Annotated in this window: 22 protein-coding genes; 12 read left to right on the top strand and 10 right to left on the bottom strand. The window is 74.2% G+C overall.

Annotated features, from left to right (window positions below; all coding sequences use genetic code 11):
• Window positions 1-2: 2 nt before the first annotated feature.
• Window positions 3-944: an NAD-dependent epimerase/dehydratase family protein gene (locus tag ACIRBY_RS37630; protein ID WP_403909604.1), complete on the bottom strand. Its 942-nt coding sequence runs from the start codon at window positions 942-944 to the stop codon at window positions 3-5.
• Between the two features lie 284 nt (window positions 945-1228).
• Between ACIRBY_RS37630 and ACIRBY_RS37625 the strand changes: the two genes are divergently transcribed.
• Window positions 1229-3616 carry an ATP-binding cassette domain-containing protein gene (locus ACIRBY_RS37625; protein WP_403909602.1) on the top strand — a complete coding sequence of 796 codons (2388 nt, stop codon included), beginning with the start codon at window positions 1229-1231 and terminating at the stop codon, window positions 3614-3616.
• A gap of 45 nt (window positions 3617-3661) precedes the next feature.
• On the opposite strand, the gene recQ is transcribed toward ACIRBY_RS37625, so the two are convergent.
• Both recQ and ACIRBY_RS37615 read right to left on the bottom strand, forming a co-directional pair.
• Window positions 3662-5707 (bottom strand): DNA helicase RecQ, encoded by a 2046-nt coding sequence (recQ, locus tag ACIRBY_RS37620; RefSeq protein ID WP_403909599.1) that lies wholly within the window; start codon window positions 5705-5707, stop codon window positions 3662-3664.
• Between the two features lie 216 nt (window positions 5708-5923).
• On the bottom strand, window positions 5924-6334 hold the full coding sequence (locus tag ACIRBY_RS37615) for a Fur family transcriptional regulator (RefSeq protein WP_403909596.1): 411 nt from the start codon (window positions 6332-6334) through the stop codon (window positions 5924-5926).
• A 152-nt stretch (window positions 6335-6486) separates the two neighbouring features.
• On the opposite strand from ACIRBY_RS37615, the gene katG reads away from it, so the two are divergent.
• Window positions 6487-8685 carry a catalase/peroxidase HPI gene (gene katG, locus ACIRBY_RS37610; protein ID WP_403909592.1) on the top strand — a complete coding sequence of 733 codons (2199 nt, stop codon included), beginning with the start codon at window positions 6487-6489 and terminating at the stop codon, window positions 8683-8685.
• 96 nt (window positions 8686-8781) lie between these two features.
• On the opposite strand, the gene ACIRBY_RS37605 is transcribed toward katG, so the two are convergent.
• Window positions 8782-9063 carry a metal-sensitive transcriptional regulator gene (locus ACIRBY_RS37605; protein WP_042816407.1) on the bottom strand — a complete coding sequence of 94 codons (282 nt, stop codon included), beginning with the start codon at window positions 9061-9063 and terminating at the stop codon, window positions 8782-8784.
• Window positions 9064-9150: 87 nt separating this feature from the next.
• Window positions 9151-10113, bottom strand: a complete 963-nt coding sequence (locus tag ACIRBY_RS37600; RefSeq protein ID WP_403909589.1) for a hypothetical protein — start codon at window positions 10111-10113, stop codon at window positions 9151-9153.
• A gap of 177 nt (window positions 10114-10290) precedes the next feature.
• Between ACIRBY_RS37600 and ACIRBY_RS37595 the strand changes: the two genes are divergently transcribed.
• The 9 genes from ACIRBY_RS37595 (at window position 10291) to ACIRBY_RS37555 (ending at window position 18218) form a co-directional block, all read left to right on the top strand.
• Complete coding sequence (locus ACIRBY_RS37595) at window positions 10291-10578, top strand: cation transporter (protein ID WP_403909586.1); 288 nt, start codon at window positions 10291-10293, stop codon at window positions 10576-10578.
• Window positions 10579-10674: 96 nt separating this feature from the next.
• Window positions 10675-12942 carry a heavy metal translocating P-type ATPase gene (locus tag ACIRBY_RS37590; RefSeq protein ID WP_403909583.1) on the top strand — a complete coding sequence of 756 codons (2268 nt, stop codon included), beginning with the start codon at window positions 10675-10677 and terminating at the stop codon, window positions 12940-12942.
• Window positions 12943-12951: 9 nt separating this feature from the next.
• On the top strand, window positions 12952-13233 hold the full coding sequence (locus ACIRBY_RS37585) for a metal-sensitive transcriptional regulator (protein WP_403909580.1): 282 nt from the start codon (window positions 12952-12954) through the stop codon (window positions 13231-13233).
• A 166-nt stretch (window positions 13234-13399) separates the two neighbouring features.
• Entirely contained in the window at window positions 13400-13795 is a 396-nt protein-coding gene (locus tag ACIRBY_RS37580; RefSeq protein ID WP_403909577.1) for a BlaI/MecI/CopY family transcriptional regulator, read from the top strand.
• On the top strand, window positions 13792-14700 hold the full coding sequence (locus ACIRBY_RS37575) for a M56 family metallopeptidase (RefSeq protein ID WP_403909574.1): 909 nt from the start codon (window positions 13792-13794) through the stop codon (window positions 14698-14700). The genes ACIRBY_RS37580 and ACIRBY_RS37575 overlap by 4 nt, the downstream gene beginning before the upstream one ends.
• A 130-nt stretch (window positions 14701-14830) precedes the next feature.
• Window positions 14831-15310, top strand: a complete 480-nt coding sequence (locus tag ACIRBY_RS37570) for a GNAT family N-acetyltransferase (RefSeq protein WP_403909571.1) — start codon at window positions 14831-14833, stop codon at window positions 15308-15310.
• Window positions 15311-15509: 199 nt separating this feature from the next.
• On the top strand, window positions 15510-16415 hold the full coding sequence (locus tag ACIRBY_RS37565) for an SAM-dependent methyltransferase (RefSeq protein WP_403909568.1): 906 nt from the start codon (window positions 15510-15512) through the stop codon (window positions 16413-16415).
• Window positions 16416-16524: 109 nt separating this feature from the next.
• Window positions 16525-16965, top strand: a complete 441-nt coding sequence (locus ACIRBY_RS37560) for a Fur family transcriptional regulator (RefSeq protein ID WP_403909565.1) — start codon at window positions 16525-16527, stop codon at window positions 16963-16965.
• Window positions 16966-17165: 200 nt separating this feature from the next.
• Complete coding sequence (locus ACIRBY_RS37555; protein WP_403909562.1) at window positions 17166-18218, top strand: LuxR C-terminal-related transcriptional regulator; 1053 nt, start codon at window positions 17166-17168, stop codon at window positions 18216-18218.
• 344 nt (window positions 18219-18562) lie between these two features.
• Here the strand turns inward: ACIRBY_RS37555 and mshA are convergent, their stop codons facing one another.
• The 3 genes from mshA to ACIRBY_RS37540 all read right to left on the bottom strand — a co-directional run bounded on the left by mshA (window position 18563) and on the right by ACIRBY_RS37540 (window position 23722).
• Window positions 18563-19885: a D-inositol-3-phosphate glycosyltransferase gene (mshA, locus tag ACIRBY_RS37550; protein ID WP_403909646.1), complete on the bottom strand. Its 1323-nt coding sequence runs from the start codon at window positions 19883-19885 to the stop codon at window positions 18563-18565.
• A 193-nt stretch (window positions 19886-20078) separates the two neighbouring features.
• Entirely contained in the window at window positions 20079-21653 is a 1575-nt protein-coding gene (locus ACIRBY_RS37545) for a class I tRNA ligase family protein (RefSeq protein WP_403909559.1), read from the bottom strand.
• A gap of 254 nt (window positions 21654-21907) precedes the next feature.
• Window positions 21908-23722, bottom strand: coding sequence for an asparagine synthetase B family protein (locus ACIRBY_RS37540; RefSeq protein WP_403909556.1), 1815 nt, complete (start codon window positions 23720-23722; stop codon window positions 21908-21910).
• Between the two features lie 144 nt (window positions 23723-23866).
• On the opposite strand from ACIRBY_RS37540, the gene ACIRBY_RS37535 reads away from it, so the two are divergent.
• Window positions 23867-24613 (top strand): PIG-L deacetylase family protein, encoded by a 747-nt coding sequence (locus ACIRBY_RS37535; RefSeq protein ID WP_403909553.1) that lies wholly within the window; start codon window positions 23867-23869, stop codon window positions 24611-24613.
• A 42-nt stretch (window positions 24614-24655) separates the two neighbouring features.
• Here ACIRBY_RS37535 and ACIRBY_RS37530 read toward each other — a convergent pair whose 3' ends face one another.
• A complete protein-coding gene (locus tag ACIRBY_RS37530; protein ID WP_403909551.1) occupies window positions 24656-25351 on the bottom strand; it encodes a maleylpyruvate isomerase family mycothiol-dependent enzyme in 696 nt (231 codons plus the stop codon).
• Between the two features lie 14 nt (window positions 25352-25365).
• On the bottom strand, window positions 25366-25502 hold a 137-nt coding region (locus ACIRBY_RS37525), incomplete at its 5' end, for an adenosylhomocysteinase (RefSeq protein WP_366450250.1).

The raw sequence follows: 25502 nt of genomic DNA, 5'->3' as shown, positions 1-25502 counted from the left end.
CGTCACCCGGTGGTGGCCAGGCGTTCGCGCCACCAGTCCACCGTGGCCTTGACCTGCTGGTCCAGGGGGGTGGCGCGGACGGCGAACGCGGTCTCGTAGGCGCTGGAGTCGACCACGAACGGACGGTCGAACTGGTAGCGGATCTCCTTCAGTTCGCGCAGCAGCGGGGAGAACAGGCCGCCCAGGCCCAACACGAGGGGCGGGACGCCGCGCACCGCGACCGGGCCCGTGCCCGCCTGCGCGGCGAGCCGGTCGACCATGTCCCGGACGGACAGGGCCGGTTCGGTCGGGACGTGCCAGGCCCGGCCCCAGGCCCGCTCGTCGCCCGCGACCTCCGCGAGGGCCCGGGCCACGTCGGGGAGGTAGGTCCAGCTGTGCAGGGCGTCCGGGTCGCCGAGCGTGGAGACGGGCTTGCCGCGCAGCAGCTGCGGCAGGACCCGCGCCGCCAGGTGCCCGCCGTCGGTGACGCCGGGTCCGAAGAAGTCGCAGGCGCGCACCTCGACCGCTCTGATCCGGCCCTGCTCGTGCAGGTTCCGCGCCTGCTCCCAGACGGCGGCGCGGACCCGTCCCTTGGTGCCGGTCGCCGCGAGGGGCAGGTCCTCGGTCAGGGGGCCGTCCACGGGCCCGTACCCGTAGAGGTTGCCGAGCATGACCAGCACCGCGCCGGTCGCCTCGGCCGCCGTACAGAGCGAGGAGGCCAGCGCCGGCCACTCCCCCGCCCAGCGGTGGTAGGGCGGAGCAGCGCAGGCGTAGAGCGCGGCCGCGCCCCGTACCGCCTCGGTCAGCCGTGCGCCGTCCCTGGCGTCCAGCGCGATGTGCTCGAGCCCGGGCTCCGGACTGCGGCCCGAGGTGGTGACGACCTTCACCGTGTGGCCCTGCTCGACGAGCAGGCGGGCGGTGGCGGCGCCGGCGGGTCCGAAACCTATGACGACATGAGAGTTCACGCGTGCACACTAGCGCGGGCCCCCGGTCGGGTCGCGCCGGTGCCCCCCGCGGCGACGGCCGAAACCCCCACCCCTGCCCGGAGCTCCCGCGGCAGTGCTCCCGCACGTGCGCGGATCGCCCGGTGCGGTGCGATTGGCCGGAACCCTGCGGCCGCCCGGCCCGCCGCTCCCCCGGGCCCGGCCCGTCACGAACGGAGAAGCGGCGCTCCCGGGCCCTCGCGTAGCGTGGAGCGGGCCGGGGCGCCGAGGGACGCCGCCGCGGCCGCGCCGACGAGGGAGAGACGATGAGCAGGGGCACGACGAACGACCGGCCGCCCGCGCCGCACGCCGCCGACAGCCACGACATGATCCGCGTGCACGGCGCGCGCGAGAACAACCTCAAGGACGTCAGCGTCGAGATCCCCAAGCGGCGGCTGACGGTGTTCACCGGCGTCTCCGGCTCGGGCAAGAGCTCCCTCGTGTTCGACACGGTCGCCGCGGAGTCGCAGCGGCTGATCAACGAGACGTACAGCGCCTTCGTCCAGGGCTTCATGCCCGCCGCGGCCCGTCCCGACGTGGACGTGCTGGACGGGCTGACGACGGTGATCGCCGTCGACCAGCAGCGGATGGGCGGCGACCCCCGCTCCACGGTCGGCACCGCCACCGACGCCAACGCGATGCTGCGCATCCTCTTCAGCCGGCTCGGCGACCCGCACATCGGCTCCCCCAAGGCGTACTCCTTCAACGTGGCCTCGGTCAGCGGGGCGGGCGCGGTCACCCTGCAGCGGGGCGGGCAGACCGTGAAGGAGCGGCGCGCGTTCAGCGTCACCGGCGGCATGTGCCCGCGCTGCGAGGGCCGGGGCACGGTCAACGACCTGGACCCCGCCCAGCTCTTCGACGACTCCAAGTCCCTGAACGACGGGGCGCTGACCGTCCCCGGCTACAAGCCGGGCGGCTGGAACCACCGGCTCTACAGCGAGTCGGGCTTCTTCGACCCGGACGCGCCGATCCGCTCGTTCACCCAGCGGCAGCGGCAGGACTTCCTGCACCACGAGCCGGTCAGGATGAAGATCGCGGGCATCAACATGACCTATGAAGGGCTGATCCCGCGGATCCGCAAGTCGATGCTGGCCAAGGACAAGGAGGCGATGCAGCCGCACGTCCGGGAGTTCGTGGAGCGGGCGGTCACCTTCACCACCTGCCCCGAGTGCGACGGGACCCGGCTCGGCGCGGGGGCCCGGTCCTCGAAGATCGACGGGGTGAGCATCGCCGACGCCTGCGCGATGCAGATCAGCGACCTGGCCGCGTGGGTGGGCGGTCTCGACGAGCCCTCGGTGGCTCCGCTGCTGGCGAGCCTGCGGCACACCCTCGACTCGTTCGTGGAGATCGGACTGGGCTACCTCTCGCTCGACCGCGCGGCGGGCACGCTGTCGGGCGGCGAGGCACAGCGCGTCAAGATGATCCGCCACCTCGGCTCCGCGCTCACCGACGTCACGTACGTCTTCGACGAGCCGACCACCGGGCTGCACCCGCACGACATCGAGCGCATGAACGGCCTGCTGCTGCGGCTGCGGGACAAGGGCAACACGGTGCTGGTCGTGGAGCACAAGCCGGAGGTGATCGCGATCGCCGACCACGTCGTCGACCTCGGTCCCGGCGCCGGCGCGGCGGGCGGCACGGTCTGCTTCGAGGGCGGGGTGGAGGGGCTGCGGGGCAGCGGCACCGTCACCGGCCGGCACTTCGACGACCGGGCCCGCCTCAAGGAGTCGACCCGCGAGCCCACCGGCGTCCTGGAGATCCGCGGGGCGTCGGCGCACAACCTGCGCGGGGTCGACGTGGACGTCCCGCTCGGGGTGCTCACCGTGGTCACCGGCGTGGCCGGCTCGGGCAAGAGCTCGCTGGTCCACGGCTCGGTCCCGGCCTCGGCGGGGGTGGTGTCGGTGGACCAGGCGCCGATCCGCGGTTCGCGGCGGAGCAACCCGGCGACGTACACGGGGCTGCTGGAGCCGATCCGCAAGGCGTTCGCCAAGGCCAACGGGGTGAAGCCGGCCCTCTTCAGCGCCAACTCCGAGGGCGCGTGCCCCACCTGCAACGGCGCCGGGGTGGTCTACACCGACCTGGCGATGATGGCCGGGGTCGCCACCACCTGCGAGGACTGCGAGGGGAAGCGGTTCGACGCGTCGGTGCTGGAGTACCGGCTCGGCGGCCGGGACATCAGCGAGGTGCTGGAGATGCCGGTGGCGCAGGCCGAGGCGTTCTTCGGCTCGGGCGAGGCGCGCACGCCGGCCGCGCACCGGATCCTGGAGCGGCTGGCGGACGTCGGACTCGGCTACCTGACCCTCGGCCAGCCGCTGACCACCCTGTCCGGCGGTGAGCGGCAGCGGCTGAAGCTGGCCACGCACATGGGCGAGAAGGGCGGGATCTACGTCCTGGACGAGCCGACCGCCGGCCTGCACCTGGCCGATGTCGAGCACCTGCTGGGGCTGCTGGACCGGCTCGTGGACTCCGGCAAGTCGGTGATCGTGATCGAGCACCACCAGGCGGTCATGGCGCACGCCGACCGGATCATCGACCTCGGGCCGGGGGCCGGCCACGACGGCGGCCGGATCGTCTTCGAGGGCACCCCGGCCGAGCTGGTGGCCGCCCGGTCCACCCTCACGGGCGAGCACCTGGCGGCGTACGTCGGCGCCTGACGGGCGCGGTCGCGGGACGGCCCGGCAGGGGCCGCCCCGGCGCCGCTAGCGCCAGTCGTCCCACGGGGGATCCATCTCGTCCAGGTCGAACGGCGGTTCGTCCTCGAACGGGGGCTCCTCGTGGGACGGGGACGGCTCGCCCTGCCGGGGCGCCGCCGCCCGGGGCGCGGCGGCCGGCGCGGCGGTGGCGGGCGCCTGGGCGGCCTCGGTGGCGGCGGCTCCGTCGGCCCGGCAGCCGGCCAGGGCCTCCAGGACCCCCTCGGCGTACTTGGCGAGCTTGGCCTCGCCGACGCCGCCGATCCCGCCCAGCTCCTCGACCGTGCCCGGCAGGACCGTGGCGATCTCCCTCAGCGTGGCGTCGTGGAACACCACGTACGCCGGGACGCCCTGCTCGCGGGCCGTGGCGGCCCGCCAGGCGCGCAGGGCCTCGAAGACCGGGACGGCCGCGGCCGGCAGGTCGACGGGGACGCGGGCGGCCTTCCCGGAGCGGGCCCCCGACTCCTTGCGGGACGCAGCCGGCGCCTTCTTCTCCTTGCGCATCTGGACGGTGCGGCGCCCGCCCAGCACGTCACCGCTGGCGTCGGTGAGGACGAGCGTGCCGTAGTCGCCCTCGACGGCCAGCAGGCGCAGCGCCAGCAGCTGGCGCACGACCCCGCGCCACTCCGCGGTGCCCAGGTCCGCGCCGATACCGAACACCGAGAGCGCGTCGTGGTCGAACTGGATGACCTTGGCGGTCTTCTTGCCCTGGAGGATGTCGATGACCTGGCCGGCGCCGAACTTCTGGCGGCGCTCCTTGGCCAGCCGCCACACGGTGGACAGCAGCTTCTGCGCGGCGACCGTCCCGTCCCAGGACTCGGCGGGCGTCAGGCAGGTGTCGCAGTTGCCGCAGGGGCCGCCCTGCTGGCCGAAGTACTCCAGCAGCCGGACCCGGCGGCAGTCGACCGTCTCGCACAGCGCGAGCATGGCGTCCAGGTGCATGCCCAGGGAGCGGCGGTGGGCGTCGCCGCCCTCGGAGCCGTCGATGAGCTTGCGCTGCTGGACGACGTCCTGGAGCCCGTAGGCGAGCCAGGCCGTGGCGGGCTCGCCGTCGCGGCCGGCGCGGCCGGTCTCCTGGTAGTAGCCCTCGACGGACTTGGGCAGGTCGAGGTGGGCCACGAAGCGCACGTCGGGCTTGTCGATGCCCATGCCGAAGGCGATGGTGGCGACCACCACGACGCCGTCCTCGCGCAGGAAGCGTGCCTGGTTCGCGGCGCGCGCCCGGGCGTCCATGCCGGCGTGGTAGGGGACGGCGTCGATGCCCTGTTCCACCAGGAAGGCGGCGGTCTTCTCCACGGAGGACCGGGAGAGGCAGTAGACGACGCCCGCGTCCCCGTCGTGCTCGCTGCGGATCAGCTCCAGCAGCTGCCGGGTGGGGTTGTCCTTGGGGACGATGCGGTACTGGATGTTCGGCCGGTCGAAGCTGGCCACGAAGTGCCGGGCGTCCTGGAGGCCGAGGCGTGCGGCGATCTCGGTGTGGGTGGCCTCGGTGGCCGTCGCGGTCAGGGCGATCCGCGGGACCTTCGGCCAGCGCTCGTGCAGCATCGACAGCGCGAGGTAGTCGGGCCGGAAGTCGTGGCCCCACTGGGCGACGCAGTGCGCCTCGTCGATGGCGAACAGGGAGACCCTGCCCCGGTCGAGCAGGCGCTGGGTCCCCTCGGTGCGCAGCCGCTCGGGGGCCAGGTAGAGCAGGTCCAGCTCGTCGGCGAGGAAGGCCTGTTCGACGGCCTGGCGCTCGTAGGGGTCCTGCGTGGAGTTGAGGAACCCGGCCCGGACCCCGAGGGCGGTGAGCGCGTCCACCTGGTCCTGCATCAGCGCGATCAGCGGGGAGATCACGATGCCCGTGCCCTCCCTGACGAGCGCCGGGATCTGGTAGCAGAGCGACTTGCCGCCGCCGGTGGGCATCAGGACGAGGGCGTCGCCGCCGCCGATCAGCTGCTCGATGATCTCCTGCTGCTCACCGCGGAAGGAGCTGTAGCCGAATACGCGGTGGAGCACCCGCAATGCGTCGGAGACGTCGTCTGAGATCTCGGGGGAAGCGTCCGAAAGGGCCATCCGAGAAGCCTAGCGGCACCCTGGGACACTCCCGTCCCGTCCGTCTGGCCTGTGGACAACGCGGTACGACTACTCACCGTGACGGGTGGGCGGTACGGGCGGCCCTCCCGCACCGCGGCCGGACGGGACCGGAATGCGGCGGGGTGAATTGCGCCGCCGTGGACGAACCCTTTTCGCGTGGCCGAAAAGCGAACTCCGCGTACGGCGGAAAGGGAATCAGGAACAGGACGGACAAAGGCCCCGGTAGGTGACGTCGGCCTTGGACACCGTGAATCCCATCCGTTCCGATTCCGGGAGCCCGGCCAGCGGGTCGCCGGCCGGGCGGACGTCGCGGATGGTCCCGCACCCGGAGCAGACCAGATGCTGGTGCGGCGTGCGGGCATTGGGGTCGTAGCGCTTGGCGCGGCCGTCCGTGGACACCTCCGCCACCTCGCCCAGGGCGACCAGCTCCCCCAGGGCGTTGTAGACGGTGGCCCGGGAGATCTCCGGCAGCCGCCGCGCCGCGAGGGCGTGGACCTCGTCGGCCGTCAGGTGCACGTGGTCCCCGTCCAGGACCTCCGCGACGACGCGGCGCTGGGCGGTCATCCGCCAGCCGCGGGTTCGAAGTCGTTCCAGCAGGTCACTCATAGGGTCACCCATTCCCGGGGAAGCGCTGTTTGGCGTGCTTCTTGACTTGGAATCGGTCCATCGTAGGATCGGTTTCGCCGATGGCCAAGGGACAGGAAAACACTCCAGCGATTTCCGAGCACCGCGTTACCCGCCGGTGCGGAAGGATTCCCATGTCTGAGAAGCAAGCCGAAGGTTGTCCGGTCGCCCACGGCCGTGCCCCGCACCCCACCCAGGGCGGCGGGAACCGGCAGTGGTGGCCGGATTCACTCAACCTGAAGATCCTCGCGAAGAACCCCGCCGTGGCGAATCCGCTGGGCGAGGACTTCGACTACGCGAAGGCGTTCGACACCCTCGACCTGCCCGCCGTGAAGCAGGACATCGCGGAGGTCCTGACGACCTCGCAGGACTGGTGGCCGGCCGACTTCGGCCACTACGGGCCGTTCATGATCCGCATGGCCTGGCACAGCGCGGGCACCTACCGGATCAGCGACGGCCGCGGCGGCGCCGGGGCCGGCCAGCAGCGCTTCGCGCCCCTCAACAGCTGGCCGGACAACGGCAACCTCGACAAGGCCCGCCGCCTGCTGTGGCCGGTGAAGAAGAAGTACGGCCGCAGCCTCTCCTGGGCCGACCTGATGATCCTCGCCGGCAACGTCGCCCTGGAGACGATGGGCTTCGAGACCTTCGGCTTCGGCGGCGGCCGCGCGGACGTCTGGGAGCCCGACGAGGACGTGTACTGGGGCCCCGAGACCACCTGGCTCGACGACCGGCGCTACACCGGCGACCGCGAGCTGGAGAACCCGCTCGGCGCGGTCCAGATGGGCCTGATCTACGTCAACCCGGAGGGCCCCAACGGCAACCCGGACCCGATCGCCGCCGCCCGCGACATCCGCGAGACGTTCCACCGGATGGCGATGAACGACGAGGAGACGGTCGCCCTCATCGCGGGCGGCCACACCTTCGGCAAGACCCACGGCGCGGGCCCGGCCGAGAACGTCGGCGAGGCCCCGGAGGGCGCCCCGATGGCGGCGCAGGGCCTGGGCTGGGCGAACGCGTACGGCACCGGCAAGGGCGGGGACGCGATCACCAGCGGTCTCGAGGGCATATGGACCGACACCCCGACCACCTGGGACAACAGCTTCTTCGACATCCTCTTCGGCTACGAGTGGGAGCTGTTCGAGAGCCCCGCCGGCGCCCACCAGTGGCGGCCGAAGGAGGGCGCCGGCGCGGGCACCGTCCCGGACGCCCACGACCCGGCGAAGCGCCACGCCCCGACCATGCTGACGACGGACCTGTCGCTGCGCTTCGACCCGGTCTACGAGCCGATCTCGCGGCGCTTCCGGGCCGACCCCGCCGCGTTCGCGGACGCGTTCGCCCGCGCCTGGTACAAGCTGACGCACCGCGACATGGGCCCCGTCGTCCGCTACCGGGGCCCGGAGGTCCCGGCCGAGCAGCTGCTGTGGCAGGACCCGCTGCCGGCCCGGACGCACGAGCCCGTCGGCGCCGCGGAGGTCGCCGACCTCAAGGCCCGTGTGCTCGCGTCGGACCTGTCGGTGTCCGACCTGGTGTCCGCCGCGTGGGCGGCCGCCTCCTCCTTCCGCGGCAGCGACAAGCGCGGCGGCGCCAACGGCGGACGCATCCGCCTCCAGCCGCAGAGCGGCTGGGAGGCCAACGACCCCGACCGGCTGGCGACGGTGCTGAGCACCCTGGAGGGGATCCGGCGGTCCTTCAACGAGGGACGCTCGGACGGCCGGCGGGTCTCGCTGGCCGACCTGGTGGTGCTCGCGGGCGGCGCCGCGGTCGAGCGGGCGGCCGGGCGGGCGGGCTTCGAGGTGGAGGTGCCCTTCACCCCGGGCCGGGTGGACGCCTCGCAGGAGCAGACGGACGTGGAGTCCTTCGCAGCGCTGGAGCCGGCGGCCGACGGCTTCCGCAACTACCTCGGCAAGGGCAACCGGCTGCCGGCCGAGTACCTGCTGCTCGACAAGGCCAACCTGCTGACCCTGAGCGCGCCCGAGATGACCGTCCTCGTCGGCGGCCTGCGCGTCCTGGGCGCCAACCACGGGCAGTCGTCGCTGGGCGTCCTCACCGACACCCCCGGGACGCTGACCAACGACTTCTTCGTCAACCTGCTCGACCTGGGCACGACCTGGAAGGCGGTGTCCGAGGACGAGACCCTCTTCGAGGGCCGTGACGCCGCGACGGGCGCCGTCCGGTGGACGGGCAGCCGGGCGGACCTGGTCTTCGGGTCCAACTCCGAGCTGCGGGCCCTGGCGGAGGTCTACGCGAGCGACGACGCGAAGGAGGCGTTCGTGAAGGACTTCGTCGCGGCCTGGGCCAAGGTCATGGACCTGGACCGGTTCGACCTCGTCTGACGCCCTCCGGTACGACGCGTCCGGGGGCCGGCCCCGCCAGGGGGCCGGCCCGGACCCGTTCCGGGGGCCGGCCCCGGGCGGCCGGGGCGCGCCGCGTCAGGCGCGGACCAGGCGGGCGATGGCCCGCGAGGCCTCCTCGACCCTGCCCCGGGCCTGGTCGCCGCCCTCGGCGATGGCGTCGGCGACGCAGGAGTGCAGGTGGTCCTCCATCATGGTCAGCCCGAAGGACTGCAGGGCCTTGGTGGCGGCGCTGACCTGGGTGAGCACGTCGATGCAGTACGTCCCCTCCTCGACCATGCGCTGGAGGCCGCGCACCTGGCCTTCGATCCGGCGCAGCCGCTTGAGGACGTCGTCCTTGTGGGAGGTGTAACCGGGCACGGCGATCGCTTCCCTTCATCGGGCCTTCTGTACCCCTCGGGGGTATGTCGACAACGAGGACGGGCCGCGGGATGTTCCGCCGGGCGGTCAGTGGGAGTGACCGCCCTGCTCCTCCCCGGCCGGCTGTGCGGGCTGCGGGGCGGCCTCAGGGGCCGTCTGATCGCCGCCCGCCCGGACGGTGAAGGCCGCGGTGCGGACCTTGCCCTGGTGCTGGAAGTCCAGGAAGAGCCGGTAGGTGCCGGCGCTGGGGGCGGTGGCCGTGAAGGAGACGTCCGGGCCGGGCCCGCCCTCGTTGGGGTGGACGTGCAGGTAGGCGAGGTCGCCGTCGCGCAGGGCGACGAGGTGCCCGTACGCCCCGAGGTAGGGCTCCAGGTCGGTGACGGGCCTGCCGTCCTTGCTGACGGTGAGCTTCAGCTCGCCGGGCTTGCCGGGGTCGAGGGTCCCGCCGAGCGCCACCTGGTAGCCGTCCACCTCCGCGGCGGGCGCGACCGGGGGCATCGGGGCGGGCGCGTACGCCCCGGGGACCGCGAGGTCCGCGCCGAGGGTGACGTTCTTCGCGTCCCCGGCCGACGGGGCGAAGTCGGCGAAGGCCTTGTAGGCGCCCGCGGCGGGCAGGTCCACCGGGGTCGACCAGGTCCCGTCCTGCGCACGCACGGGGTGGAGGTGGCGGAAGACCGTCAGGTCGCGTGAGGCGACGATGAAGTGCAGCTCCTTGCCGTGCTCGGTCTTGTAGCCGGTGACCTTGCGCCCGGCCGCGTCCTTCACCGAGAACCTGAGCTCGCCCTGGCCCGGGGCCACCTGCGGGGTGTCCAGGCTCAGGGTGTAGCCGCCGTCGGAGACCTGGAGGCCGCCGGCCGCCGGGCCCTGGGCCGCGGCCTGGTCGTGGCCGCCGTGCCCGCCCCCGGGCGCCTTCGCCTGGGTCGCGTGGCCCGCGTGCTCCGCCTTCGCCGGCGCGCCCACGGGGCCGACGCCCGCGCCGACCCCGTAGGCGGCGCCGAAGGCCGCCGCGAGTGCGGCGGCGAAGGCGGTGATCTTCACTCCGGTGTTCATGCCTGGTCTCCCGTACGACGTAGGTGCCGCGTACAGCGGTTCAATGGATCTCCACCATACCCCCAGGGGGTATCAAGTCAAGCGGGGGAAACTCTTGCGGACAGATACCTCCGGGGGGTATATCTGGAGTCAGCCCGGATACCCCCAGAGGGTATCTGCACGATCAAGGAGAAGCCCATGTCTTCCTGCTGTTCCCCCGATGGCGCCTGCGCCTCGAACGGTGAGACCACGACCACCGTCGCCGTCGTCGACAGCACCGCCACCGTCTACCGCGTGTCCGGCATGAGCTGCGGACACTGCCGGACCGCCATCACCGCGTCCGTCGGCGCCCTCGCCGGGGTCCTCTCGGTGGACGTGGACGTGGACGGCGGCGTGGTCACCGTGACCACCGCCGGCGAGCCGGACGACGCCGCGGTCGCCGCGGCCGTGGACGACGCCGGCTACGAGCTCACCGGCCGGGCCTGACACCCCGGACCGACCCCGACCCGCCCCGGACGCCGGGGCCCCGTCCGTCCACCGGGCCCCGGCACCGACCCCGCGCTCGAACGAGGAGCAGCACTCATGACCACCATCACTCCCGGCGCCGCCCAGGTAGAGCTCGCCATCGGCGGCATGACCTGCGCCTCGTGCGCGGCACGCATCGAGAAGAAGCTCAACCGCATGGACGGCGTCGAGGCGACCGTCAACTACGCCACCGAGAAGGCCAAGGTCACCTTCGACGCCGACGCCGACATCTCCGTCGCGGACCTGATCGCCACCGTCGAGGCCACCGGCTACACCGCGCACGAGCCCGCGCCGCCCCGCTCCTCCGCCCCGTCCGGCGCCGGGGAGGAGCCGCCGGCCGAGGCCGACGAGCTGGCCCCGCTGCGCCAGCGGCTCACCACCGCCGTCGTCCTCTCCGTGCCCGTCATCGCGATGGCGATGGTCCCGGCGCTCCAGATCGACTTCTGGCAGTGGCTCTCGCTGACCCTGGCCGCGCCCGTCGTCACCTACGCCGCCTGGCCCTTCCACCGCGCCGCCTGGACCAACGCCAAGCACGGCGCGGCCACCATGGACACCCTGATCTCGGTGGGCACGATCGCCGCGTTCCTGTGGTCGCTGTGGGCCCTGTTCTTCGGCACGGCCGGCACCCCCGGCATGAGGCACGCCTTCGAGTTCACCATCGCCCGCACCGACGGCGCCGGGAACATCTACCTGGAGGCGGCGGCCGGCGTCACCACCTTCATCCTGGCCGGCCGGTACTTCGAGGCGAAGTCCAAGCGCAAGGCCGGCGCCGCCCTCAAGGCGCTGCTGGAACTGGGCGCCAAGGAGGTCACCGTGCTGCGCGGCGGCCTGGAGGTGACCGTGCCCACGGCCGACCTCCAGGTCGGGGACCGCTTCCTGGTCCGCCCGGGCGAGAAGATCGCCACCGACGGCACCGTCGTCGAGGGCTCCTCCGCCGTGGACGCCTCGATGCTCACGGGCGAGTCCGTCCCGGTCGAGGTCTCCGTCGGCGACTCCGTCACCGGCGCCACCCTCAACGCCGGCGGCCGCCTGGTCGTCGAGGCCACCCGCGTCGGCTCCGACACCCAGCTCTCCCGCATGGCCCGGCTGGTCGAGGACGCGCAGAACGGCAAGGCCGCCGCCCAGCGGCTCGCCGACAAGATCTCCGCCGTGTTCGTGCCCGTCGTCATCGCGATCGCCCTGGCCACCCTCGGGTTCTGGCTCGGCACCGGCTCCGGCCTCTCGGCCGCCTTCACCGCGGCCGTCGCCGTCCTGATCATCGCCTGCCCCTGCGCCCTGGGCCTGGCCACCCCCACCGCCCTCCTGGTCGGCACCGGCCGCGGCGCCCAGCTCGGCATCCTGATCAAGGGCCCCGAGGTGCTGGAGTCCACCCGCAAGGTCGACACCATCGTCCTCGACAAGACCGGCACCGTCACCACGGGCCGGATGACCCTGCTGCACGTGCACACCGCCGAGGGCACCGACGAGACCGAGGTGCTGCGCCTGGCCGGCGCCCTGGAGCACGCCTCCGAGCACCCCATCGCCCAGGCCGTCGCCGCCGGCGCCGCCGCCCGCGTCGGGACCCTGCCCGCCCCCGAGGACTTCGCCAACATCCCCGGCCTCGGCGTCCAGGGCGTCGTCGAGGGCCATGCCGTCCTCGTCGGCCGCGGCAAGCTGCTCGCCGAGTGGGCGATGGAGCTGCCCCCGCACCTGGAGCGCGCCAAGTCCGACGCCGAGTCCGCCGGCCGCACCGCGATCGCGGTGGCCTGGGACGGCGAGGCGCGCGCGGTGCTGGAGGTCGCGGACGCCGTCAAGGACACCAGCGCCGAGGCCATCCGCCGGCTGCGCGCCCTGGGCCTGACCCCGATCCTGCTGACCGGCGACAACCAGGCCGTGGCCGAGACGGTGGCCCGCGAGGTGGGCATCGACGAGGTCATCGCCGAGGTCATGCCGCAGGACAAGGTGGACGTGGTCAAGCGGCTCCAGGCCGAGGGCCGCAGCGTCGCGATGGTCGGCGACGGGGTCAACGACGCCGCCGCCCTCGCCCAGGCCGACCTGGGCCTGGCCATGGGCACCGGCACCGACGCCGCCATCGAGGCCGGCGACCTGACCCTCGTACGGGGCGACCTGCGGGCGGCGGCCGACGCCATCCGGCTCGCCCGCAGGACGCTCGGCACGATCCGCTCGAACCTGTTCTGGGCCTTCGCCTACAACGTGGCCGCCCTGCCGCTCGCCGCGGCCGGACTGCTCAACCCGATGATCGCCGGAGCGGCCATGGCCTTCTCCTCGGTCTTCGTCGTCGGCAACAGCCTGCGTCTGCGCGGCTTCAGGGCCGCCGCCAACTGAGGAGCCCCCGTGGCCGGTTACGTAGAACACAAGGAAGACGTCATCCGGCGCCTGCGGCGGATCGAGGGCCAGGTCCGCGGCGTCCAGCGGATGGTCGCCGAGGACGTCTACTGCATCGACGTGCTCACCCAGGTGTCCGCGGTCAACGCCGCGCTCCAGTCCTGCGCCGTGACCCTGCTCGACGAGCACCTCGCCTGCTGCGTCACCGAGGCCATCGCCCAGGGCGGGGACCAGGCCCGGGTCAAGGTCGGCGAGGCGAGCAGGGCCATAGCCCGGCTGATCCGCGCGTAGCCCGGCGGCCGCAGGGTCCGCGAGCCCCTCCCCACGGTGTCCGTGCGGAGGGGCTCGCGGCGTTCCACGGCCCGGCCGCCCGGGCCCCTGATACCGGGTGGGGGTGTGCCCCCGGCGGGAGGGCGGGCCGTACGATGAGCCGCTCGCGAGGGGGAGGGCGACAAGCATGCGCGTACGCCGGCTGGGAGAGCTGGAAGCCGAGATCATGGACCGGGTGTGGCTGTGGGAACGGCCCGCCTCCGTCCGCGAGATCGTCGACGACATCAACCGGGGCCGCACGGTCGCCTACACCACCGTCATGACCGTGGCCGACATCCTGTACCGCAAGGGCTGGCTGAGCCGCGAGAAGTCCGGCCGGGCCTGGATGTACCAGGCGGTGCGCAGCCGCGAGGAGTACACCGCGGCGCTCATGCAGGACGCCCTCGGAGACAGCCAGGACCGCCGCGCCACGCTGCTGCGGTTCGTGGAGAGGATGTCCCGCGAGGACGTGGAGGCGCTGGACGAGGCCCTGCGCACGGCCCGCTCCGAACGCCCGTCCGGCGCGGCGGGTGACGCCCTGTGAACCACCACGTGCTGCCGCCGCTGGGGCTGGCCCTGATCACCGGGCTGGTGCTGCCGCTGATGCTGGTCCGCGCCGTGTGGGCGCAGCAGGCGCCCCGGCTGGGGCTGGCCGTGTGGATCCTGTGCGGCGCCCTGTTCGCGGCGGCCACGGCGCTGCTGCCGGCGCAGCTGGTGCTGCCCGCGCGGACCAGCCACCGGCTCGTCGACATGGCCCTGACCCTGGAGCTTCCCTCGCCGCGCCGGCTGCTCGGTGCGACGCCGCGCGAGGCCCTCGCCGCGCTGTCGGCGCTCGTGGTGCTGGCGGTGCCGGGGACCGGCTTCGTCCGGGAGCTGGTGCGGGCGCGCCGGGCCCGTACGCGCCATGCCGAACTGCTGCGGCTGGTGGGCCGGTACGACGAGCGGCTGGGGGTGACCGTACTGGAGGACCCGCGCCCGGCGGTGTACTGCCTGCCGGGGCGCTCGCGCCGGGTTGTGGTCTCGACCGGGGCCCTGGAGGTGCTGTCGGAGCGGGAGCTGGCCGCCGCGCTCGCGCACGAGCGGGCCCACATCGGTGGCCGCCACCATCTGATGGTGGCGGCGGCGGGGGCGTACGCGTCGGTGTTCCGCCGGCTGCCGCTGGCCCGGATCGGCGGGCGGACGGTGCCGCTGCTGCTGGAGATGGCCGCCGACGACCGGGCGCTGCGCCGCTGTTCGAGCGACGCCCTGGCCTCGGCGCTGTACGCGCTGGCGACCGGGCACGCGCCGCAGCGGGCGTTCGCGGCGGGCGGTCCGTCGGCGGCGGTGCGGATGCGGCGCATCCTGGGGCCGCGCCGGGCGGGGCGCCCGGTGCTGCGGGGGCTGTTCGCGGTGGCCGCCTCGGCGTCCGCCATCCTTCCCCTGGTCGCGCTCTGTTGTTGGACCCGTTGATAGAGGATCACCCAACCCGGCTATTTACTAAGCCAATTCGTAGATTTCCCCCCGACCCCGACCACTCGAATTGGCCGCTATTGTGGGCGCGTGCGGGCTCAGGACCGGTACGGCGAGAGGTGGGGGATAGATGCTGCTGGCTGACGTGCGGACGGCAGCTCCGCGTGACGCGGCGGCGATTTCCCGACTCCTCGCCGAGGCCATACGCGAGGACTACGCCGGCCTGCTCGGTGAAATGCCCGTCGGCCGACTGGTGTCGGACCATTGCTCACTCCCCCGCATTCGAGCGGAAATAGAAATTCCCGGCGGGGCGCCGGCCTGGCTCGGCTGGCTGGTGGCCGCCGATGCCGACGGGGCGGTGGTGGGTGCCGTCTCGGGCGGTGTCCCCGTGGCCTCCGGGGGCGAGCTCTACGCCCTGTGCACCGCCCCCGCCCGCCGCCGGCAGGGCGTCGGCACGGCCCTGCTGGCGGCCGCCGGCGAGCGCATGCGGGCGCACGGGGCGACGTCCCAGCGGATGACGCTGCCCGCCGAACGGGCCCCGGGCCTGCCGTTCTTCACGCACCACGGGTTCACCGCGCTCACCCCGCTCCGGCTCGGCCGCGCGCTCTAGCGACTGCCCTCCTCCTCCTCTCTCCCCCCCCCCCGCTCCGCCGGGACCGTGGCAGATCCACGCCATCGCGTGTTCACGCAGCCCGCAACGCTGGCCCCGCCACCCGCCCGCAGGACAGGATTTCCCCAGCGGCGCGGTCCCCCGGCGGCACGGGAGCCACGCCCCGGACGGCTGGACCGAGCGAGCCCCTGGAGGAGCGATGCACACACCGAGCGGCACTTCCCTGCCCGTCATGCCGGTCGTGCCCGCCGCGTTCGCACCGGTCGCGCCCTCCGCGCCGGAGGGCGCCGGCCTCCCCCCGTACGGGGGGACGGCCGTGCCGCCCCCGGCGGACTACCTGCCCGGCCTGGAGTCGGCCGCCCCGGTGGACGAGGACTCCGGCTGGCTGCACGACGCGCTGCTGGGCCCGCACAGCGCGGACATCGTCCGCTACCTGGGCCTCGCCCGCAGCTGCGGCGGGCCGGTCCTGGACCTGGGGTGCGGGGCGGGGCGCCTGGCGGTGCCGTTCGCCCGGCAGGGCTTCCACGTCGAGGCCGTGGACCGGGACGCGGCCAGCCTGGAGCGGCTGCGGGCGTGGGGCGGGCGGATCGGCCCCCAGGTGTCGCGGCGCCTGGTCACCACGCGGGCCGATCTGGCGCGGCTGAGGCTGCGGGGGACGTACCGGCTGACCCTGCTGGCCGGGACGATGATCGCTGCCGTGCCGCCCCGCGCCCGCCCCGGCCTGCTGCGGGAGGTGGCCGGCCGCCTGGAGCCGGGCGGGGTGCTGGCCTTGGACTACACCGCCCACGGGCTGCGCGGGCTGTCCGAGGAGCCCGAGCGCACCTGGGCGTTCCAGGTACCCCGGTTCGACGGGGTCGAGGAGTGGACCGTGGCCCGGCAGGTCTTCGACCTGGACGGGATGAGCGAGCGGATCACCTACCACTCCGTGCGCACGGGCAAGGTGCGCACCGAGCGGGTGGCGCGGACCACCGACAAGTGGATCATCGATCCGGAGTGCCTGGCCGCCGAACTGCACGCGGCGGGGCTGCGCGTGGAACGGCGGCGCACCCACCGGCTGGACGAGCGGACCGAGAGCGTCCTGCTCGTGTGCCGGGCCGGCGGCTGACGGCCCGGCGCCCCCGCGGCCCCTTCCCTCTCCTCCCGCTCGAGGAGGACTCGCAAGAGGTACGATGCCCCCAAAGGTTTGAGTGGACCAGATGGCGGATGGTGGCGCAGTGAGGGCTGTCGTGGAGGAGTCGACCGGCCGCGAGGCAGTGATCCAGCGCCTCCGCGACGTGGGACTGCGGGTGACGGGCCCGCGCCTCGAAGTGCTCCAGGTCCTGTCCGCCGGCGGCCACATGGACGTCGAGTCCATCACGGCCACCGCCCGCGAGCGGCTCGGCACCCTGACCAGCCAGGCCGTCTACGAGATGCTGCGGCACTTCCTGGAGACCGGCCTGGCCGCGAAGTTCGACCGCCCGGGCCTGCCGGCCGTCTTCGAGATCTCCGGCCCGCCGCACCAGCACGCGCTGTGCCTGCGCTGCGGGCGGGTGGAGAACGTGGAGGCCGAGGTGCCGGAGCCGGCCGGCGAGGCGCTCACCGCCTGGCGGATGGACGGCGCCGAGGTCGTCTTCAAGGGGCTGTGCCCCGACTGCCTCGCCGCGGCCCGCGACTGAGCCCGGACCCCTCCGCGCCCGTTTCCCCGCGACCGCGGGGGCCGGGCGCGGCGGCCGTTGCGGGCGGCAGGCGGGCAAGGCCCGCACCTCAGAGGCGTTGAGTGACCCCCGTCACATCCGAAACAGGGGGGCGGTGGCTCCCCCATTGGCATGTGCCAAAGTGTGACTGTCGATTCGTAAGACGAGGGGGTCGCTTCGCGATGGCATCGGGCGATGGCAGGGACGGCATCCAGTCGGCCGACAAGGTGCTGGCCCTCTATCAGGAGCTGCGCCTGCGCGGGGTGTCCAGCCTGGGCGACGCCTTCGAGGAGCTCGGCCTCTCGGCCGAGGAGCGCGAGAAGTGGCGGGCCGAGCTGATCTCGCTCGGCCTCATCGTGCCGACCGGCACCACCCACGCCACCCGCGCCGACCTCCAGTCCGGTGCGTGGCGGCCGGGTCCGGACGCGGTCGCGGCCGTCGACCCCGAGATCGCCCTGCTGCGGATGCTCCAGCGCGAACGGGAGCGGCTGCGCGAGCACCTGGACGAGTCGGACCGCGCGTACAGCGCGTTGGAGACGCTGGTCGGAAGGTTCCTGCGGCCCGGCGCGCTGAGCGGTTCCGAGGTCGAGGTGGAGATCCTCGACGACTACGGGCGGATCCAGCAGGTCCTGGAGGACATCACCGACGTCATCCGGCACGACCTGACGTCCATGCACGTCACCGCCCTGGTACGGGAGGTGGCCGACCGGGTGCTGAGCCGGGACCGCCGGCAGATCGACAACGGGGTGCGCATCCGCGCCATCTACCACCAGCGGATCACCACCTCCCCGGAGGCCGTGGAGATGCTCCGGCGCCGGGTCGAGGCGGGCGTGGAGATCCGCCTCTCCCCCGCCGTCCCGATGAACATGATCATCGCGGACCAGCAGTTCGCCGTCCTGCCCGTGCACCCCGACGACCGGGCGGCCGGCGCGATCCTCGCCCGCGGCCCGGCCCTGGTCCGCTCCTACCTCGCGCTGTACGAGCACTGCTGGCACGCCGCCACCCCCTACGGCGACGACGCGGCGCCGGAACTCGGCGGCGACGGACTGTCCGAGCAGCAGCGGGCGGCCCTGAAAATGCTGGCCTCGGGAATGAAGGACGAAAAGGTCGCCCGGACCCTGGGAGTTTCCCTGCGCACGGTGAGCCGCATGCTGTCCGAGCTCATGCAGGAAATGGGGGCGTCCAGCCGGTTCGAGGCGGGAGTACGCGCGCAGCGCCTCGGCTGGCTCGATTGACCTACGGGCCGTTCATCCGCCGGGAAGGGGAACGAAAAGACCCCGCGGCCGCCCGGACGGGCGATCGCGGGGTCGTGTCCGCCGACGTGACCGGTTGTTCAGTCCCAGCCGTTGCCGTTGGTGCGGACCGTACAGAGCGGGCGGGCGGGGGCGGTGTGCGCAGCGGACATGATTCCTCCAGGAATTACGAAAGGGCTTTTCCGTCTCCGCGGATCCGTGCCGCCGGTATTCCTTCGAAGACCTCTCTATTGTCGTACGGATTCCGGGGGCGGGCCACTTCCCTATAGCGCACCTGAGGCGGATCTGAAGGAGTTCATACAGACGTTACGCCTGCGCATCTTTGGTCAGCCCAAAACTGCTGCTAGGCTGGAATTCCGGCCTTCTCGGCCCTCCAGGGGAGAGGCGCCGGCGAGGCAGGAGCGTGCCGCCGCTCCTGCCTCGTTCCCGTCCGGGGCCGGCCGCGCCCCTTCCTCCCGCAGGACGTCCCGGTAGACCTCCAGGGTCCTGGCCGCGGCGCTCCCCCAGCTCATGCTCCGGGCGTGGGCCACCGCCGCCCGGCCCATCACCGCGGCCCGCGCCGGGTGTTCGGCGAACCACAGCAGCCTGCGGGCGTACTCCGCCGGGTCGTTGCCGTGGACGAGCACGCCCGTCACCCCGTCCCGCACCGCGGTCGGCAACCCGCCGACGGCCGAGGCGAGCACCGGGGTTCCGCACGCCTGCGCCTCCAGGGCGACCAGTCCGAAGGACTCGCTGCGCGAGGGCACCATCAGCACGTCCGCCGCCCGGTACCACAGGGCCAACTCCTCCTGGGGCACCGGCGGGTGGTGGCGCAGGACGTCCGAGACCCCGAGCTCGCGGGCCAGTTCCCAGGCCTCCCCGCGCGGTCCGGCGCCCGAGTTGCCGCCCACCACCGGGACGAGGGTGCGCCGGCGCAGGTGCGGGGCCCGCTCCAGCAGTGCGGCGACCGCGCGCACCATCACGTCGGGTCCCTTGAGGGGCTGGATGCGCCCCGCGTACAGGGGGACGAACGCGTCGGCGGGCAGGCCCAGCCGGGCCCGCGCCCGCGCCTTCCCCCGGCCGGGGCCGAAGGTGGTCAGGTCCACGCCCGGCCGCACGATCCGGGTCCGGCGCGCGTCGGCCCCGTACAGCTCGCCCAGCGCCCGCGCCTCGTCGCCGGTGTTGGCGATCAGGCGGTCGGCGGAGCCGACGACCTGGTGCTCGCCGCGGACGCGCAGCTCCGGCTCGGGGGTGTCCCCCTCGGCGAGGGCGGCGTTCTTGACCCGGGCCAGCGTGTGGGCGGTGTGCACGAACGGGATCCGCCAGCCGGCGGCCGCGATGCGGCCCGCCTGACCGGAGAGCCAGTAGTGCGAGTGGACCAGGTCGTAGCGCCGCTCCTCCTTGAGCAGCGCCAGCGAGAACGGCACCACCAGGGCGGGCATGTCCTCCTTGGGGAGGGGTGCGCGCGGTCCGGCCTCCAGGTGGCGCACCCGGACGCCGGGGCCGAGGCCGGCCGGGTCCGGGTGCTCCTCGCCCCGGCAGCGGGTGAACAGGTCCACCTCGACGCCCTGTTCGGCCAGGGCGCGGGAGAGCTGGACCATGTAGACGTTCATGCCGCCCGCGTCCCCGGTGCCGGGCTGGTGCAGCGGTGAGGTGTGGACGCTGAGCATGGCGACGCGCAGGGACACGTGGAGCTCCTACGGGGAGGGGCCGCGTGCGCCCCGCACCGCCGGGTGACCGGCGCGCGGTCACGCGGCGAAGGAGGGTGGTCGTCTCGCTGGGGTGCGGGTGGTGCTCCCGGCGTGCCGCCGTGTGGGGGGCGGCGGCACGGGCCGGGTGGAGCCGGGGCCGGACCGGGCCGGTTCAGAAGCCGAAGACCGGACCCGAGGGCGGGGCCAGCCGGGTGCCCGGGGCGGGCGGGACGAGGGCCGCCGCCGAAACCGGCCCGCCCGGCTGCGACGTGAGGGCCGCGGCCAGCCGGTCCGCGCCCTCCGGCATCACCGGCCGCGCCCAGGCGGCGAGCGCCCGGGCCACGGCCAGCTGCGCCGCCAGGGCCGGCAGGTGGCGGCTGTCGGCGGTGGGGCGGTGCGCCTCGTGCGCGTTGACGTGGCCGAAGTCGGCGGCCGAGCGCACCGCCTCGTCGAGCAGGGCGACCGCCCTGCGGGGGTCGAAGGACTCCGGCGCGTACGCGTCGCGCAGGTCCTCCACCGCGCGCAGCAGCCGGCGTTCCAGCACCTCCCAGCCGGCGCCGCCGGGCAGGGCGGCCGGGGCCAGCCCGGCGCACTCCTCCCGGACGGCCGCGAACAGCCGCGCCAGCCAGCTGTTCCAGCTCTCGTCGAGCTCGCGGCGGGCGGCGGAGAGCCGCTCGGGGTGGAACTCCGTGCGGCGGCCCAGCGGGCGTGCCTGGAGGACGTGCCGGCGCAGCGTGTCCGATCCGTACTCGGTGATCAGGTCCAGGGCCCAGGCCTTCTGGCCGGAGCCCCAGACGAGGGCCTCGTCCTCGACCACGTACGCCTCGTTGACGCAGAAGTGCTGCGGCAGCTTGACGCCCTGGGCGAAGAGCAGGACCGGCAGCAGCACGGCGTGGCAGAAGGCGTGCCCGAAGCCGCAGAAGTGGATGGCCCGTTCGGGCAGGGCCTGGTCCCCGTAGCCGAACAGGTGCATGGCGGCGGCCTCGAAGCAGCCGTCGATCCGGTGCTCGGGGAAGCCGTCGACCGGGACGGGCAGCCCCCACTCCGCCGGGTGGGCCACCGCGATGTCGGGCAGCCCGTCCTCGACGAGGGACTCGCACAGCGCGGCCAGCCGCGGCGGCAGGCCGGTGCCGGCCCAGTACTCGGCGAGGGCCTCGCGGTGCGGCTCCAGCGGGATGTAGAGGCGTCGGCAGCGCCGGGGCACGGCCGGGGAGCCGCACTGGGCGCAGCGGGGCTCCAGCAGGTCGCCGCCGTCGTTGGGGCGGGCGCACTCGTGGCACATGCCGCCGTCGCTGGAGGCCGCGCAGTGCGGGCAGGCGCCGGTGACGTGGGCGCCGTGCAGCCAGCGTGCGCAGGGCTCGCAGTACGGGGTCAGGCGGGTGCGGGCGGCGATGACGCCCTCGGCGTGCAGGCGCCGGAAGAGGTCCGCGAGCCAGCGTCCGTAGCCCTTGTCCTGGCGGGGGCGCACGACGTGGTCGAACTCCACGCCCGAGCGGAGCCAGTCCGAGGTGATCGCGGCGCGGTACCCCTCCGCGACCTCCTCCGGTTTGCGGCCCGCGCGCAGGGCCCGGGCGTGCACGGAGCTGTTGTGGTCGGCGGTGCCCGTGGTGAACAGGACGGGCTCGCCCTCGGCCCTCAGGAAGCGCGACAGGACGTCCGCCGCGACGTAGGGGCCCGCGAGGTGGCCGACGTGGAGTTCGCCGTGGGTGGCCGGCGGGGTCGCGGTGATCCATACGGGGGTGCTCATGGGACCTCCTTGACGTTGTGGTGCGCAGTACGCAGCGGGGCTTGCAACGGGAATGAGCGGTCGGGGCGGGCGGGCCGCTGCCCGGCCGCCGGGAAGCCCGGGGTGCCGTACCAGCGTGGCAGAGAAACGAACCGTACGGTCTGATATGCGGGTGCGCGTTCACGCCGTTGCGTGGACACGCCAGGAGGTACCGGCCGGTCGGCCGGGTGCTCCCCCGGCCCGTCGGGCCCGTTCCCGCGGGCCCGTACGGCCGTTCAGGCGGCGCAGTCCAGCGGGACGCGCATGCCCCGGACCACCTCGGTCCACAGCTCGTGCGCGGCCAGCGCCCACAGTGCGAGCGCGTCGCGCTCCGAGGGGCGTTCCAACTGGCGCGCGAGCAGCGCCCGGACGCGTTCCGGCCGGACCTGTCCGGCCCGCGCCAGGCGCTCGGCGGAGAGCAGTTCGCGTACGGGGTCCAGGAGCGGGCCTCCGGGGGAGACCAGGGCGGCCACGGGCAGGGCGGCCGGCTGCCGGGCGCGCTGCGCCACGGCCCTGGGCAGCAGCTCGCCCCCGGCCGCGTGCAGGGCCGGCCGGTCCTGCACGCGGCCGGGCGCGAGGGTGCGGGCGTACGCGGCGACGGCGGGGCGGCAGAAGGGCATCCTGGCCTCGACCGCCCAGGCCATGCCCAGGTGGTCGGCCCGGCGCAGGGGCCCGGCGGGCAGCCGCCAGCGGGTCTCGAAGGCGGTCACGGCGGCCCGCCGGTCGCCGTCCGGACAGGAGCGCAGTTCCCGCTCGACGCGGTCGGCGGCCGAGCCCTCGTCGGCGAGGAACGCCCGGTATGCGGGTGTGTAAAGCCACTCGCGCAGCATCCGGGGCGCGGCGCCCAGCGCGTCGGTGTAGGAGGCGGCCCAGTCCGGTCCGGAGGGTGCGCGGGAGGCGGCGTGCAGCCGCGCCGGCCCGCCGAACAGCTCGTCCGCGCCGTCCCCGGTGAGCGCGACCGTGTAGCCGGCCTGCCGGACCGCCCGGAAGAGGGCGTACGCGGCGGGGGCGGCGGGGTCCGCGTCCGGCTGCCCCAGGTGGCGGGTGGTCCGGGTGAGCAGCGAGGGCAGTTCGGCCGGGTCCAGGGCGACCTCCTGGTGGAGGGTGCGGGCGTGCCGGGCGGTCTGCCGGGCCCGGCCGTGCTCGGCACCGGGCCACCGGCCGCGCAGGGCGAGGTGGAAGGTGTGCGGGGCGGGCGCCCCGGTCTCCCGCGCGTACTCGGCGGCCAGGGCCGTGACCAGGCCGGAGGCCAGGCCGCCGCTGGTGAGGACGCACACCGGCACGTCGGCCCGCGCCAGGGCGCGCACCTCCCGGCGCAGCAGGTCCCCGGCGTCCTCGCACTCCTCCCCGGGAGCCTGCGCGGGGATCGGCGGCCCGGGGGGCCTGCGCCGTACGACGGGTGCCCGGCCGGGGCGTACGACGGCGGTCGCGCCGGGCGGCAGCAGCCCGATCCCCTCCAGGGCGGTACGGGCGGAGACCGGGGTGCGCAGGCACAGGACGGTGTCGAGGCTGTCCTCGCGCGGAGCGGCCCGCACCCCGTCGAAGGCCAGCAGCGCCGGGATCTCCGAGGCGAAGCGGAACGTGCCGTCCGGGCCCTGGTGGTAGTGGAGGGGCTTCGTCCCCAGCGGGTCGACGGCGAGGACCAGCCGGGGGGCCGCGCGCAGGTCGAGGACGGCGACGGCGAACATCCCGTCGAGCCGCCGCGCGAAGTCCGGCCCGTACTCGGCGTACAGCGCGGGCAGCAGGGTGCCGTCGCAGCGGTCGGGGAACCGGTGGCCGCGTGCGGCGAGTTCGGCGCGAAGCGCCGCGTGGTTGTAGATCTGGCCGTTGAGGACGGCCGTGATACCCGGCAGGTGCGCGAGCCGGTACGGCTGGCTCCCGCCGCGCGGGTCGGTCACGGCGAGCCGGTCGCAGCCGAGCGACCAGCCGGGCCCGCGCAGCACCCGGTGCTCGTCGGGGCCGCCGTGCCGCTGCCGGGCGGAGACGGCGGCGAGTTCGGCCGGGTCGGGGTCGGCCGGAGCGGCCGAGAAGGAGCCGAAGATCCTGCACATGACGGGCGCCTCCGCTTCCCACGCGCGCGTGGTTCCTGAGCGATGTGGTGCGGTGAAGTCCTCGGGTGGCGTACGGACGACATGTCGCGAGTACGCCAAAGGGGCCGCCTTGCGGCCCACGGTCACGCCCAACAGGCTGACCTCATGGAACACTTCGCGACCCATCACATTGACCGCAGCGCACCGGAATCCCTGCTGGTCGTGGCCGCGCACCCGGACGACATCGAGTTCTGCGTCAGCGGGACGGTCATGCGGTGGATCGCGCAGGGCACCCGGCGCGTGACGTACTGCATCGTCACGGACGGCGGCGCCGGCGGCTACGACGAGCGGCTCCCGCGCCAGGCCATGGGCGACCTCCGCCGGGCCGAGCAGGTCCATTCGGCCAAGCGCAGCGGCGTCGACGACGTCCGCTTCCTCGGCTACCCCGACAGTTACGTCGAGCCGAGCGTGGAACTGCGCCGCGACCTGTGCCGGGTGATCCGGGAGGTCCGCCCGCAGCGGGCCGTCATCCCGAGCCCGGAGATCAACTGGTCCCGCGTGGCCGACCTGCACCCGGACCACCGCGCCGTGGGCGACGCCGCCCTCCGGGCGGTCTACCCCGAGGCCCGCAACCCCTTCGCCCACCCGTCCCTGCTCAAGGAGGAGGGGCTGGAGCCGTGGATCGTGCCCGAGCTGTGGCTGATGACCGGCCCGACCCCGAACCAGTACGTGGACGTCACCCCGGTCTTCGACCGGAAGGTGGAGGCACTGCGCATCCACACCTCGCAGACCGCCCACTTCGACGATCTGGCGGGGCTGCTGCGGGAGTGGCTGGGCGAGCACGCGCGGGCGGCGGGGCTGCCCGCGGGGCGGATGGCGGAGGCCTTCCAGGTCGTGCGGATCGAGGGATGAGGGCCGCCCGGGCCGGGACCCGGCCCGGGCGCACCCCCGGGCTCACCGGTAGACGAGCAGTTCCGCTTCGGTCGCGCCCGCCAGTTCGTAGCGGGTGGCGACCAGGGGACGGCCCGAGTAGATCCGGATCAGCGTCGCCGCGTCGCCGCTGAACCGGGCCGGGGGCCGGCCGTCCACCTCGTTGCCCAGTTCCAGCGCTCCGGTGCGACCGCCGAGGTCGGCGATCAGCCGGGGCGTCTCGCGCTTGCGGCTGGCGGTGCGCAGGAGGGGCAGGGCGAGCGGCTGGCTGTCCCCGGCGTACGCGCCGGGCTCCCCCAACGCCTCGCGGACGTCGCCGGCGTGGATCCACTCCCCCAGGGCCACCGTGTCCAGCCGGCCGTCGCCGGCGGCGATGACCGGGCCGGCCTCGCCGAACCCGCGCTCCAGTTCGTCGACGATCCGGCCCAGCGGCCAGTGCGCGCGCTCGGCGACGTCGGCGGCGTTGGCCGCGGGGAGGAAGACGCCCTCCTCCAGGCGGTCCTCGACGATCCGTACGAGGGCGGCCGCGCAGTGGGCGAGGACCTCCCGCACGGTCCAGCCCGGGCAGGCGGTGCGCAGTCCGTACGAGGCCTCCGGCGTGCGCCGCAACAGCGGGATCAGCGCGTCCCGTTCGGTGCGCAGCAGCAGGTCCGGGAGCCACGGGTCCCGCACGTCGGGGACGGCGGCGGTGTCCGGAGCGGTCTCCACGATGGTGTCCACGGTGTTCCCGTCGGTCAGTAGCGGTAGTGGTCGGGCTTGTACGGGCCCTCGACCTCGACGCCGATGTACTCGGCCTGCTCCGGGCGCAGCGTGGTGAGCTTGACGCCGAGGGCGTCGAGGTGGAGGCGGGCGACCTTCTCGTCGAGGTGCT

Source organism: Streptomyces sp. NPDC096136, from assembly GCF_044763325.1.
GTDB lineage: Bacteria > Actinomycetota > Actinomycetes > Streptomycetales > Streptomycetaceae > Streptomyces.
The sequence above is the reverse complement of the archived record's forward strand: the minus strand, read 5'-3'. Positions and strand labels throughout refer to the sequence as shown.